The organism is Phaeodactylibacter sp., assembly GCF_022763345.1.
In the GTDB taxonomy this organism is placed as follows: Bacteria; Bacteroidota; Bacteroidia; order Chitinophagales; family Saprospiraceae; genus Phaeodactylibacter.
Map to the genome: position 1 here is coordinate 73,338 of NZ_JALEGS010000004.1, position 13,830 is coordinate 87,167.

A 13,830-nucleotide genomic window follows, 5' to 3' on the forward strand; every position below is an offset into this window, starting at 1 on the left:
CTTAAGCAAGCACTTTCACCAGCTCAACGATGCCGGTGATGATGTTTTGAATGCCGATGGCCATAACCAGGAAGCCCATGATGCGGCTTAGTGCATTCAGCCCGGCCACCCCCAGCAGTTTTTGCAGATAAGGGGAATACCTAAGGACACTATACACGATAGCGCCCATCGCGACCACCACAGCCGAAATAACAAGTCTCGGTTCCCAGGCCGTATGCTCAGCCTGAATACTGATCAGGTAAGAGATGGACCCTGGCCCTGAAAGCAGCGGCATCGCCATTGGTGAGAAGGAAATATCGTCCTTGGTCAGCGCTTCCTGTTTCACTTTTTTGTCTACCGCCCGCCCTTCGGCAAACTTTCCGCTCATGAGGGAGTAACCGGACAGGAGAATGACCAATCCTCCGGCAATACGCATCGCATTGATGCTAATGCCAAAAAAGCTTAGAATGAGCGAACCGGCCAGGAAAAAAGTCAGCAGAATCAAAGTGAAGTAAAGGCTGGTATGCAAAGCCGTCTGCGTCCGCTCCTGTTTGGTGTAATGCGGAGTCATACCCAGAAACACCGGAATTGCTCCAAGCGGATTTACCATGGAAAATAAGGACGCCAGCACTGCTAAAAACAGCTCTAACATGGTTGTGTATACTTTTTGGGTGGCAAAAACCACTCTTGTTTAAAATTTAATTCCGAATCAAGCAAGTTAAGTCCGAAAATCAAAATAATTGCCGGTCAGACTGTACTTAAGTCTTCATATACACTTGTTATCTTCTGAAAGTTTCCCTGTCTGCGTTAAATTTTAAAAGTTTTTTGACCTAAAACACTGTACTAAAAAAACAAAAAGGGGAGCAGAAAAGACTGCTCCCCAGAAAAACACCTAAAACCCATATTCTTTACATGAAATATTTCATGCCATATTTTTGTTCGTTGCGGAATGTTGAGCCAATTGCAATTATTCCTGCAAGTGGCTTCAACGTCATTCCCCTTTTTAGTGAACGGTTATTCTTTCTCTACGTTCAGAGAAATATTACCGATTTACTTGCATTCCTTTAGACTTAGGAAAACGCTGAAGTCACACATTTATTTAACTTTTTTCGCGTAACGGCAAAAGTAAAATAAGTCCTCTTAATTTACAGTGATATTTATCACGAATTTTTGCAATGCCATCTCCAAAACAGTTTTTTTTCAATGGAAAGATTCGACAATCCTGATAAATTTCTCCACGATGCCTGGCACCTGCTGATTAAAGCAGCAATTAAGCGAAAAGGCGATTACCAAAAACCAAGCGTTGCCACCGTTGATTCGGAAGGTTTTGCCCGGCAACGGGTGATCGTATTGCGCGAGGTAGACTTTCAGCAGCGACAGCTTACCTTTTTTACAGATGCCCGCTCTCGGAAGGTAGAGGAGCTTTCAAATCATCCACACTTGTCTTGTCTGTTTTGGGATGAGCGCAAGAAAGTCCAAATCCGAATGAACGCACAGGTCATTCTGGAACAAGGGTCAGCGCGTTGCCGTCAGTACTGGGACCGGCTTCCGGTACAGGGGCGGTCCAGCTATGCAGCCCTTTCAGCGCCCGGCACGCCTCAGCAAACAGACAATGTACCTCTGCCCAATCATTGGCACGATGAAATGGACCTGCAGGAAACCGCCTATGCGTTTGAGCACTTCATGGTCATCACTTGTCAGGTTTACAGCGCAGACCTTTTGCACTTACACCATGAGGGCCACCAAAGGGCGCAATTTGCCTATCAGGATGGCGCATGGGCAGGAAGTTGGGTTGCTCCCTGATAGTACATTCTTTCCGCCGACAGGAAAGAGGGTTGCCAACTGCTTAGCGCGCAGGATCCAGCCTTAATTGTGTTTTCTGCCTTTTTTCATCCCGAAGAAACTCTACCTCCACGAGATCCCCTGGTTCATACTTTTCAAGGATCAGAATCAGGTCGTTGGTGGATTTAACAGCTTCACCATCAATCCCGGTGATAATATCCCCCAGTACAATACTGCCATAACGGTCCCGCATCGTTGGGCGGATACCGGCTTTCTCAGCACCGCTGCCTTTAATCACATCGATAACAAGTGCGCCGTCCAGCCCCAGTCGCTCCACAATCTGCGGGCGAGCCAGCTCCACGCCCAGAGTGGGCCGTTTGAGCCGTCCAAACTCAATTAGCTCAGGGACTACCCAGCTGACTACGTCGACCGGAATGGAGAAGCCAATCCCGGCTGAAGCACCGGAAGGGCTGTAAATTGCGGTATTCACTCCTATGAGGCGGCCGGAGCTGTCCAGGAGCGGCCCTCCGGAATTGCCGGGGTTAATCGCAGCGTCCGTTTGTATGACATCACGGATTGGAATTCCAGCTACGGATTCTATTTCCCGGCCCAGGGCACTCACAATACCTGTCGTTAGGGTTTGGTCCAGGCCGAAGGGGTTACCAATGGCATAAACCGACTGGCCGACCTGCAAATTATCGGAAGTGCCGACCGGCATTGGCCGCAGGATATTCCGGGGCGCTTCGATGCGCAATACGGCCAGGTCCTTCTCAGGAGCGACCCCAACCGGCACTGCTTCCCAGGTACTGCGGTCAGCCAGCGTAACCGTAGCGCGGTCTGCACCTTGAATAACATGGTAATTGGTAATGATATGCCCCTTGTAGTCCCAAACGAAACCAGAGCCGCTACCTCTTGGGATTTCAGTAATATTCCGGCTGAAGTAATCCCGCCTTACGTTGGTGGTAGTGATGTAGCATACCGAAGGCGCAGACTCTTCAAACAACCGGATGTTAGCACGCTCCTGAGGATTGAGCCCATTTGAGGCGGCAGGCTCACGCGTGGCAGGCAGGTTGACCGTCTCGTCCGATTCTGAAGCGTTAGGATCAGAAGTTTCGGTTATTTCCTCCGATGGTGTTTCACCTGGCACATCAGCATCTGCCCGGGAAGTCCACGCAGCACCGGCAAAAAAACCGCAGCCAAGTAAAGCCAGCCAGATGAATATGCTAAATCGATTGTTCATATCAATTAAGTTTTACGTTTCTTCTTCTTTGCTGCCGGGAACAGGATGTTATTCAAAATCAAGCGATAGCCTGGCGATTTGGGATGCAAGCTAAGGTCTGTTTCCGGATCTTGCACGTAGTGGCGGTAGTCTTCCGGATCGTGGCCTCCGTAAAAGGAGAAGAACCCCTGACCGTACTCACTGTGCAGATAACGCGCTTCTTTAGCGGGTTTGTTCTCTCCCAGCACCAAAATATTCGATTTGATATTTTGGTTACGGAAGGCGGTCGTTTGCCCCATAAACCCTTTTACCGTGCGGGTATGGTTTTGGGTAAGCATGGTAGGGACGGGATCCCACTTTGCAGAAAAATCGAATAAGGTAAAGTAGTCCTGTTCAGGATTAATCCGCCGCCCACGGGAGTGGTCAATATCCGAATATTCGTACTCCAAAGGGTTTCGCTCCAGTTGGAAGTCCTCAAAGGCAAAGGTCTTGGAGTAGTCTAGCTTGGATTGGGCATTAGGGTCAACCGGATCACCATCGTACATCTCGGCACAGATATCTACCCCTTCTGCCGCCAGAGCAATATCATAGGTGTCGGTGGCGGAGCACATCGCAAACATAAAGCCGCCACCTACTACATATTCTTTGATGCGCTTCACTACCGCCAGCTTGAGCTGAGAGACTTTGGTAAAGCCCAAGTCGTAAGCCAGTTCTTCCATCTTACGCTGATTCTCGCGGTACCAGGTCTGATTGTGGTAGGTGCGGTAAAAACGGCCGTACTGCCCCGTGAAATCTTCATGGTGGAGATGAAGCCAGTCGTATTCGGTTAACTCATCGTTGAGCACCTCACGATCGTAGATGGTTTCGTAGGGAATCTCTGCGTAAGTCAGGACGAGCGTCACGGCATCGTCCCAGGGTTGTATTTTTTCGCCTCTGGCATTGAAGTCGGGCGTGTAGACGGCAATTTTAGGTGCTTTCTCAAGCTTGATCGCCTCCATATTGACTTCCGGGTCAGCAATCTCGTTCAGGATGCTGTTGAACTGCCCATCCGCCACCACTTCATAGGATACTCCCCGGGTCAGGCATTCCTTTTCAAAAGTCCGGTTGTAGGGAAAGGCAAAGCTGCCGCCCCGGTAATTGAGCAGCCACCAGGCTTCCACATTACTGGACAGCACCCAGTAGGTAATGCCGTAGGCCTTCAGGTGGTCCTTTTGGGTCTCATGGTCCATAGGCAACAGGATGTAGGAAGCCTGTACCTGAGCGGCCAGGAGTAGGAAAAACGCGATCTGCAATAATTTCTTCATGAATACTTCAAATTTCTTTTGCCGGGTGGAAGCCGCCCGGTCCAACATTTTACGACACACAATTGTATACTAAACTCGTAATATAAGATATTAAACGAACAGGCTCCCAAATGTATGTCTCAGTTAGTGTTTTAACAAAATACTAACAGGAGGTTCAGGTGGTCTCCTGAAAAATCCGTTATTATTGTGTGCTCTGACGATGAGCGCAGCAAAATAAAAGAATTGATGGACAATATTAGCTTTCAGTATCCGGTATGGTATTTATTCCTCTGCCTTGCATTGGGCGGCCTCTTTGCAGGAATACTCTACTATCGGTCTACAGCATTTCGCTCCCAGAGCAGCACTATCAACACGCTGCTGGGGCTCCTTCGGTTCGCAGCGGTCAGCCTGATTGCCATTTTGTTGCTCACGCCTCTCCTGCGCAGAGTGGTGCGGGAGGTCAAAAAGCCGATCATCCTGATTGCCCAGGACCAGTCTGAATCGGTAGGGGCCGCTCTGGGCGAGCAGAAAGCCGCCTATTTGTCGTCCCTGAATGCACTGCAGGCTGAGCTGGAAGGCGAATACGAAGTAAAAACATACGGATTCGGCAGTGAAGTCCGGGAGGGGATTGACTCTGCCTTTACGGACAAGCAAAGTAATATCGCCGAAGCCCTCTCTTCGCTCTACGACCTTTACAGCGGGCAGAACCTTGGTGCAGTAGTACTCGCCTCCGATGGCATCTACAACGAAGGCAGCAATCCGCTATACGCCAATGCAGCGTTGGATGCGCCGTTGTTCTCCATTCCACTGGGCGATACGACAGCACAGCGCGACTTGCTGGTCAAGCGGGTTTTTCACAATCGCATTGTTTACCTCGGCGACAAGTTCAGCATACAGGTAGACTTGGCAGGCGATAATGCCGCGGGCAGCAACAGCCGGGTGAACATCTATAAAATTGTGAACGGTGAAGCAGTGCTTTTGCAGCAGGAAGCTGTTAATATTGACCAGGACAACTGGTTTGAAACCCGTGAGTTTGTTCTTGACGCAGACCAGGCGGGGGTGCAGCGCTTCCGGGTGACCCTTGGCGAAATCCCAGAGGAAGCAACCGCTGTCAACAACAGCAAAGACATCTTTATAGATGTGTTGGATGCCCGTCAGAAAATTCTCGTTTTGGGCAATGCGCCTCATCCAGACCTGACGGCCTTCCGGCAGGCCCTTTCCAACAATCAGAACTACCAGGTAACCACGGCTACCGCAGACAATCTGGAGGAATCCCCCGGTGAGTTTGATTTCATCATCCTGCACAACCTGCCCAGCCGGAACAAGGCAGCAACATCTGTCCTGAACGCAATTGCCAGGGAGCAAATCCCCCATTTGTTTGCAGTGGGCAACCAAACAGACTTACCGCAATTCAATCAGGCACAACGGGTGCTCAGCATTCAGCGTCGTGGCAATTCAACCAATCAGGTGCAGGCCTACATCAAACCAGGCTTCAATCTTTTCCAACTGAGTGAAGACCTTAAAGAACAACTGCCGGGGTACACCCCGCTCACCGCCGTATTTGGGGATTACAATATCGAGAGCAGTGCCTCTGCCCTACTCTATCAACGTATCGGCAAGGTGGAAACAGATTACCCCTTGCTGGTGCTGGGTGAAGGCAGTGGAACCAAGGTCGGTGTGCTGGGCGGAGAAGGCGTCTGGCGCTGGCGGTTGTTTGACTATCTTCAGAACCAGGACCACGAACGGTTCAATGAGCTGATCGGAAAAGTCGTACAATACCTCAGCCTGAAAGAAGACAAACGCCGGTTCCGGATCAGCCTCAGCAAGAACATTTTTGATGAAAACGAGCCTGTGTATTTCGATGCCGAGCTGTATAACCAAAGCTTTGAACTCGTCAATGACCCTGACGCCAGCCTGACCGTAAAAGACGCAGCGGGGAAAGAATACAATTTCACCTTCAATAAAGCGGGAAATGCCTACCGGCTCAATGCGGGTATCTTGCCCGTGGGCAACTATCGGTTCACAGGCAGTGTGTTCTTTGGCGGTGAGCGGCTCACCTACGATGGGCAGTTTAGCATTCAGCCTATACAACTCGAGCAGTACGAAACAACGGCCGATCACAACACCTTGCGCCTGCTGAGTGAGCAGTACGGTGGTGCCGTTTATTACCCGGAGTCAATTTCGGAAATTGCAGCGGCTATCCGCAACCGGGACACGGTTAAACCTGTGATTTACGAAACGGCGCAAACGCAGCCTATTATTAATTTTAAATGGTTATTTGCAATCCTGCTTATCCTGCTTGTTATGGAGTGGGGTGCTCGGCGGTATTTCGGTGCTTACTAAACAAATAACCCATTTTTTACTGATCAACTGAATGCATATTCCATGCGCTTCATGGTTTGTTCTATTTTGCTTTCAAGCTTATTGAAATAGTGATTTCGGTTTTTACTTGAGTGGACACTCATGGATACAGAATATTGCTTTACTTTTTTGAACCATGCTTCCTTTAGCAAGCAAAGCTTTTTGTTATTGGTGAACAAAAAATTGGGGTTATCAAATGCATTGTACAAGCCATATCGCTGCTGTGCAATGCTTAGTATGGTGGTATTGGTAACGGTTAGCTCGCTGTGGAAGAGGTCGAACACGCCATTCGCCTTGATCGGTTGATGCCCTGGCATAAACTTTTTACCTGACTCTGCCATTAAACGGGCGTGGCGGATCAGCTCAAGAAGTTCAAGACAAACCTCCTGACAAATCTCAAAGGTCTTAAAACGACCCTCTACCGCCAGGTATTCGATCTGACTGAGGGATTGCTGCAGCAATGCGAGCGTCCAAAAATCAGTAGAATTGATGGTACAATATATTTGACTGGTCTCCATGGCCAATGCCTGCTCTTTGGCATTAAGCAAGTCAAAATCAAAGGGCTTGTCCTGCAAAAAGTCCAGGTGCCAGGTCGTCAGTCCATGTACATACATTTTAAATGCAAATAGCTTGGGGAACATCATGCTAATGAAGATGGGAATCTCCTGTGAGCTGTAATATACCCACAGCTCTGGCTGCTTTACGAATTCCTTAAGATGCTGGTTCATCAGCATGAGATAATCCCAAAAGCTATTCGCGTCCTGTTCGTACAGGCTGTAAGAAAAGAATATCTTATTGGTGTCTTCATGTACCAGTTCATCAAGAGAAATACTGAAGCGGATCGCTAGCAGATGTAACTCCTGAGAAGTGAGAAGGGTGTCTCCTCTCAATCTCCGATAAATACCATCCCGGTTTACCGATAGCACTTTCATCAATTCACTGATGGCTTCGGACTTTCCGGAAAAGCGCGTTAATATTTCGTTGAATAGCTTAAGTTGAAGGGTATCTGGCTGCTCCTCATTCATAGTAATTTGCTTAACGAGGCATAATGCAATGGAAAAATACAAAATATTGAAATTTTAGCGGCAATATGGTGCAAATTTTATTGATATAGCATAAAAAACTATGTATTGATGGGAAAATGGATTCCCCATCCCCCTCTGGAATTCCCGAGCTTGCAGTCATAATTTAAACACTAATAATTCCGCTGTCTTATGAAAAAGACTGTACTAATAACCGGAGCATCGTCCGGGCTGGGAAAAGCACTGGCGGAAAATTTTGCTGCTGCCGGACACGAGGTATATGGTACAAGCCGTCATGCCCAAAAAGATCAGAGCACGCCTTACACGATGCTAAAAATGGACGTATTGGATGAAAGCAGTATAGGGGCGGCAATATCGAAGATTCTTGAGCAAGCCGGGCACATTGACCTGTTGATCAACAATGCGGGTCTGGGTATGGCCACCCCTGTGGAAGAGGCCTGCCTTGAGCACACTCATAGGGTTTTCAATACCAATGTCTACGGAGCGATCAGGACCTGTCAGGCCGTAATGCCTTCTATGCGACAAAGGGGCGGAGGGCGGATCATCAATATAAGCTCGATTGGTGCAAGAGTAGGGCTGCCCTTCCGAGGCATTTATTGCGGGAGCAAAGCCGCCTTGGACATCATAACTCAATCCATGCGATTTGAGTTTATGCCTTTTGGTATTCAGACCTGTAGCGTAATGCTCGGAGATGTCAGGACGAACATAAATGCCAACCGGATTAAATCTTATAAGTCCAGCGGTCCCTACTCGGCTGCTTTTGAAAAGTCTTACAGACAAATAAACAAAGAGGTGGAAGAGGGAATGCCTGCAGACAAAGCCGCTCAGTTGATAAGCAAACTGTCAGAGCGTTCCTTGCTTCCCCCCTGTTACACCATTGGAAAGCCCCTGCAAAGGTTTTCCATTACTTTGAAAAAACTGCTGCCTGCGACCTGGTTTGAGCGGGCACTCCGCAAATATTTGCAAGTACAACTCCAAAAGAGTTCTATGAGCAGGGATTATGAGCCCAGCTGAGGTTATTGCCGCTTTGAAGTATATTTTTTTGCCACCTTTTGGCATTCGCCAGACAAGGCGCGATCAATACGAAAACGGCATCAAAGGGATCTGTTCATAAATCCTAAATTGTGGAATAAAAAGATTTGGGTTTTCCTCTCTGAGCTTTTGGCACTTTTGCATCACATATTCCAGTGGCAGTGCAACGTTTCAATAGTTAATTGCATACTAGTAGTATGTAACCTTTACTGAAAACTTCGGCTGACTTAGTCAGAAAGCTGACTTATCGGAAATTCAATTATTGATCTTTTGCAGGTAACCTTTTATCTTGAGGGCAAATAAAATATTGAAACATGTAAAAAGATGGTGTTTTGGTTATTAAAATTCTTAAAATAACCAATTCATACACCAAAATAAACCGAAACCCGTTTTAACATTATCCAAACAAAATGGGGGCCTTGGTTAAAAATTTTGAAAAAAGATGTTAATTTTTGATTAAGCACCCAACGCGGACTGGATTATTTACGTCAATGGTAATAACTTGGGCGTTGTAAATCATAAGCGAACAGGGATAAACGAGCGCTCAGATTCTGGATTCAATAGCAAACTGCTATTTTACAATAATTGGGGTACAAGGTTGGAACTTTGAAACGGCAATGTGCCGCATGGCAATCTCATGCCAGATGCCATCATGCAGTGCTGTTTCCAAAAAATTTAGTGCAATACATGTAGTGTGTTGCAACAGGTGAGTCGTGCTTACACCGAAGCTACGGGTAACGCCGCTCTACTTAGGACAGTAATCACAATACTTTGGACCGTTAAGCTTTTTTGGCTGAACGGAGATAACGTTTTAGAACACCTAAATTTTGGACCAATGAAAAAGCTATTCCTCAGCCTAACCGTACTTTGCCTGGCTATCCAGTTTGTTCAAGCCCAGCGCTTTGAGCCTCATGTTGACCTCAACCTTGGCATCGGCGTCCTGCCTACCTTTGTAAAGGACCACGGGAAGGCTAAAATGCTGCCGATGACCCTCACTGCTGATTATAAATTCACAGAGAATTTCAGCCTCGGGCTTGCCGGTTCTTATTCCATCACTGAGTCTGGACTTTATCAGTTCCGTGATGGGACCACTGCTCAGTGGCGTAACAAATTCTCAACAATAACGCTTCGTGCAGCTGCCCACAGCCGGCTTATCAACGATTGCTTAAATATTTACGGTGGCCTGAATGTGGGTTACACCAATTCTGCAATTGAGATGATGCAGGGAGAAGAAAAAAAGATAAAAGCAGAAAGGGGTATTGGCCGTACCGGCAGCAACTTTCTTTACACTGCCTTCCTGGGCACCCGGTATTGCCTGGGCGAAAAAGTAGGGCTGTTTGGAGAGGTTGGATTCGGTGTATCTATTGCCACAGTTGGTGTTAGCGTCAGGCTATAGGGCACGCGCTGTTATACTGACGATCTGACTGCCGGGGATAGGCAAGAGACCGGCCAATAAGCACTAGACACATGTACCGCTGCCGGGCAAGGCATTCGACGGTAATGGTTTATGGCAATCAGACGGATTTGAAATGCCCCATGGTTAAAAACGGATGTACTGACAGCCGATTGAAAAGTTACGAGGAATAACAAAGAAGAACAGGACTTTCTCATTTTGGATGCCACCGAAATAGCATAATAGCAAGAGCGTTGGATATACCAATTCTTTTTAAGCAGGCCTGTTCTTCTTTTTATACGCAATACGAAGTGGTCACTTACTGGCGCTGACGGCCAGCACGGGGAACGATAAATGTCGGGTCGTTGATCCAGACATTCATCGTCTGGGTCGTTGCTCCAGACATTCATCGTCTGGAATCTTGGATTTACGACATCGGCCACTGACGAAGCATAGCTTGTCAGGGCAAGCGCAAGCCATTTCCCAGCGTAAATGCAAGCATTGAGTAGGTTTGCTGTGGCGAACTACTTAATCGTCAGTATATTTACCAGCTTATATCCTCGTCCGTCTCCAGCTGATCCCTTCCGTTATCGGAAAAGCTGTCGCTATTGGCCTGTTCTTCTTCGTACTCCTCATGCCGGCGTGTGAACTCGTCATAGTCATACTCTGGCATCAGGTTTTCCTTAACGTGATCGATAGTTTCTTCGAGATGACTCAGAAATCGGTTAAAATCCTCTTTATACAAAAAGATCTTATGCCGTTCGTACCCGTCCCCGTTGAACTTTTTAGTGCTTTCGGTGAGGGTAATGTAGAAATCGTCACCTTTCGTTCGCCGCACATCAAAGAAGTAGGTTCTTCGTTTGCCAGCACGCATTTTAAGCGAGTACTCGCTATCAAATCTTCTTTGGTTACTCCCGTTATCCACTACTTGTGAAGGTTTAGTTACGTAAATGAAAACGTGCCTTACAAAAGTAAGTAATTGCAGGAGATTTCAAAAAAACCATTAATACCTAAATGCAGGGTCAGTTTCATGCAAATCAAACTTGTACCACTGCTTTGCGCCCTCGTTCCAATGATCAACGATCAGCAACTGAGCTTCTTCCCCGGACACGCAATCAATTTGTGTATCATTGCCCTGATATTCGTAATCCACCCACCAATGGACTTCAAATGGCCCAAGAGGTAGCGGCAGTGCCCCGCCCTTCAGCATGATGCGCAGAGAAGTTCCTCCATTGATACAATGACTTTCAATTAGCTCAATGCCAACAGGGCTTGGTGCCAGCAAAGCATATCCGCTATCACCACTGCTTAGCGGTGCCTCCGCTGGCGCGCCACGCTCACAATCTGAACTGTACCGGTACATCAGGTAGACCTCCTGATTGGCCTCGCAGCACCGGATGGCAGACATGAACACACCACATTCATTTTCCGCTTTTTCCATCAGGGCCTCCCGCGCATTTTCAACAGCGGTTTCACAATCTATTAGCAGGCAATCCGAGGTGCCCGGCCCAGGCACATAACGGCTAATCAGCATGGGGCTTCGACCAATCGATTCTGTCAATACTGTTTCTTCTTTCTGGCATCCCATGGTCAGGAAAAGGAGAATGGAAAAGCCCGCTGTAAAAACAACCTGGTAAGCTTTCATGGCTCTTGTATTTGGTAGACCAAAATTGGTATCAGACTGATATTCAGCGAGGTGTAACAAAAGGATCGTTTCCCAATCAAAATACGATTACAGGAATTGCGACATCCCTTATGCCACAATCCTAATGGTCTCAGGCCAAAAAAGCACTGCGGATAATCAACAAAAAGAGTGACTTTAATCAACGGGCGGGCGCGCCTTCATCGACTTCTTCCAGGCGCTGCTTTTCTACCATTTCCGAATAGTAGCCGCCCATCTTAATCAGTTCATCATGAGTACCGGATTCAGCAATCCGGCCATCCTCAAGGACCAGGATTTTATCGAATTCCAGCAAGGAGTAAATCCGGTGCGTAATTATAATTGCGGTTTTATTGGACAGGGCGCCGGAGAGATAGCCCAGAATTTGCTGCTCGGTTTTGGTATCCACCGCCGACAGGCAATCATCCAATAAGACAATATCAGGCTGCTTCAGGAAAGCCCTGGCAATGGAAACCCGCTGCTTCTGCCCTCCAGAGAGGGTCACCCCCCTCTCGCCCACAAAGGTATCGAAGCCGTTAGACAGTTCCATAATGTCGTCATGCACAGCAGCATAGCGGGCGTACTCTTCCACCTCTTCCCGGCTGGCATCCCGCTTGCCAAAAGCTATATTGTGGGCGATGGTATCAGAAAACAGGAAAACATCCTGAGGTACATACCCTACTGCACGGCGCAGCTGAAAGAGGTTGTGGTCCCTGACATCCTTGCCATCCACCGTAATCCGCCCCTGCTCCACGTCGTACATACGGACCAGCAGGTCGGCGATGGTGGACTTTCCGGACCCCGTTTTGCCAATAATGGCCATTTTCTGCCCCGCCTTCAGCTCAAAGCTGACATCTTTCAGCGCCTGTGTCCCCGTATCCGGGTAGACAAAAGAAACGCGGTCAAAGGCAATGTTTCCACGGATCTCATCGGTTTTTGTGTCGGTGTGATTCGTTATTTCCGGTTCAAGGCTCAAAAATTCATTGATCCGCTTTTGGGAAGCTGCTGCCTGTTGAATGATAGAAGCAATCCAGCCGATAGCTGTAACCGGCCAGGTCAGCATATTGACGTAGATAACAAATTCAGCAATATTGCCCGTGCTAATCGAACCACGAACCACCTGCAAGCCGCCAATATAAACGGTGATGACCGTACTCGCACCAATCAACAGGACCATAAGTGGGTAAAAGAAGGCGTTTACTTTAGCGAGGTCGAGGGCTTTGTCCCGGTAAATATCGCTCTCCTTGCGGAAAAAGGACAACATAGGCACTTCCTGCACATAGGATTTGACGACCCGGATGCCGGAATAGATCTCCTGAGCATTCGTATTCAGATGAGCCAGCTGCTGCTGAATGACCTCGCTTTTTTTATTGATCAGGTTACTGACATAATATATGGATACCGACAATATCGGCAGAGGGGCAAGGGCATATAGCGTCAGTTCGACATTTACTTGCAACATGGAGTAAATTACGAGCACAAAAAGCGAAACCAGGTTGATGCCATACAAAATTGCGGGCCCCAGGTACATGCGCACTTTTGAAACGTCCTCGGTAATGCGCGACATCATATCCCCGGTCTTGTTCCGCTTGTAAAAAGCCATGCTGAGGTCTTCGTATTTCTGGAAAATCTCTTTGCGCATGTCGTATTCGATCAGGCGGGACATAACGATGATCGTCTGCCGCATGAAATACATAAAAATCCCCATCAGCAAGGCGAACAACAACACCAGCACACCGAAATAAAGCAGCGACCTGCCCAGAATGCTGTACAGTTTAGGCTGTAGCTCAAAGCCATTCAGCAGGCCAAATAAACCAATATTTTCCACGACCAGATCCAGCGCTTCCCGGATCATCTGCGGCTGCAGCACCCGGAAATAGTTGGACAGGGACACAAAAAGGATCCCCAGAAGAAAATGCTTCTTGTAGCGGAAAAAAAACTTATTAAGATAGGCTAATTGCTTCACGTGCGGTCTGGCTTCTTTCTGGTACCCTTTGTAAACCATTGATTAGCGGATTGGTTGACTTGGCCCTCACAGTCCGGGCTGATTTAATGCCATTTGTCACCTCTTTACTCCG

The 13,830-nt window shown here is 47.9% G+C and carries 11 protein-coding genes; 4 read left to right on the forward strand and 7 right to left on the reverse strand.

Annotated features, from left to right (window positions below):
* Position 1 precedes the first annotated feature (1 nt).
* Positions 2-631 carry a MarC family NAAT transporter gene (locus MRY86_RS00595; RefSeq protein WP_293566945.1) on the reverse strand — a complete coding sequence of 210 codons (630 nt, stop codon included), beginning with the start codon at positions 629-631 and terminating at the stop codon, positions 2-4.
* A gap of 551 nt (positions 632-1,182) precedes the next feature.
* Here MRY86_RS00595 and MRY86_RS00600 point away from each other — a divergent pair.
* Complete coding sequence (locus MRY86_RS00600; protein ID WP_293566944.1) at positions 1,183-1,782, forward strand: pyridoxamine 5'-phosphate oxidase family protein; 600 nt, start codon at positions 1,183-1,185, stop codon at positions 1,780-1,782.
* A 43-nt stretch (positions 1,783-1,825) separates the two neighbouring features.
* Here MRY86_RS00600 and MRY86_RS00605 read toward each other — a convergent pair whose 3' ends face one another.
* A complete protein-coding gene (locus tag MRY86_RS00605; protein WP_293566943.1) occupies positions 1,826-3,001 on the reverse strand; it encodes a trypsin-like peptidase domain-containing protein in 1,176 nt (391 codons plus the stop codon).
* A gap of 5 nt (positions 3,002-3,006) precedes the next feature.
* Positions 3,007-4,284, reverse strand: a complete 1,278-nt coding sequence (locus tag MRY86_RS00610) for an asparagine synthetase B (protein ID WP_293566942.1) — start codon at positions 4,282-4,284, stop codon at positions 3,007-3,009.
* A gap of 225 nt (positions 4,285-4,509) precedes the next feature.
* Here MRY86_RS00610 and MRY86_RS00615 point away from each other — a divergent pair, with 225 nt between their 5' ends.
* On the forward strand, positions 4,510-6,606 hold the full coding sequence (locus tag MRY86_RS00615; RefSeq protein WP_293566941.1) for a hypothetical protein: 2,097 nt from the start codon (positions 4,510-4,512) through the stop codon (positions 6,604-6,606).
* A gap of 23 nt (positions 6,607-6,629) precedes the next feature.
* On the opposite strand, the gene MRY86_RS00620 is transcribed toward MRY86_RS00615, so the two are convergent.
* Positions 6,630-7,649 (reverse strand): hypothetical protein, encoded by a 1,020-nt coding sequence (locus MRY86_RS00620; RefSeq protein WP_293566940.1) that lies wholly within the window; start codon positions 7,647-7,649, stop codon positions 6,630-6,632.
* Between the two features lie 189 nt (positions 7,650-7,838).
* On the opposite strand from MRY86_RS00620, the gene MRY86_RS00625 reads away from it, so the two are divergent.
* Positions 7,839-8,681 carry an SDR family oxidoreductase gene (locus MRY86_RS00625; RefSeq protein ID WP_293566939.1) on the forward strand — a complete coding sequence of 281 codons (843 nt, stop codon included), beginning with the start codon at positions 7,839-7,841 and terminating at the stop codon, positions 8,679-8,681.
* An 853-nt stretch (positions 8,682-9,534) separates the two neighbouring features.
* Positions 9,535-10,095 (forward strand): outer membrane beta-barrel protein, encoded by a 561-nt coding sequence (locus MRY86_RS00630; RefSeq protein ID WP_293566938.1) that lies wholly within the window; start codon positions 9,535-9,537, stop codon positions 10,093-10,095.
* 541 nt (positions 10,096-10,636) lie between these two features.
* Here the strand turns inward: MRY86_RS00630 and MRY86_RS00635 are convergent.
* The 3 genes from MRY86_RS00635 to MRY86_RS00645 all read right to left on the reverse strand — a co-directional run bounded on the left by MRY86_RS00635 (position 10,637) and on the right by MRY86_RS00645 (position 13,757).
* Complete coding sequence (locus MRY86_RS00635) at positions 10,637-11,017, reverse strand: DUF3276 family protein (RefSeq protein ID WP_293566937.1); 381 nt, start codon at positions 11,015-11,017, stop codon at positions 10,637-10,639.
* A gap of 78 nt (positions 11,018-11,095) precedes the next feature.
* On the reverse strand, positions 11,096-11,737 hold the full coding sequence (locus MRY86_RS00640) for a hypothetical protein (protein WP_293566936.1): 642 nt from the start codon (positions 11,735-11,737) through the stop codon (positions 11,096-11,098).
* A gap of 178 nt (positions 11,738-11,915) precedes the next feature.
* Positions 11,916-13,757, reverse strand: coding sequence for an ABC transporter ATP-binding protein (locus tag MRY86_RS00645; RefSeq protein ID WP_293566935.1), 1,842 nt, complete (start codon positions 13,755-13,757; stop codon positions 11,916-11,918).
* Between the last annotated feature and the right edge of the window lie 73 nt (positions 13,758-13,830).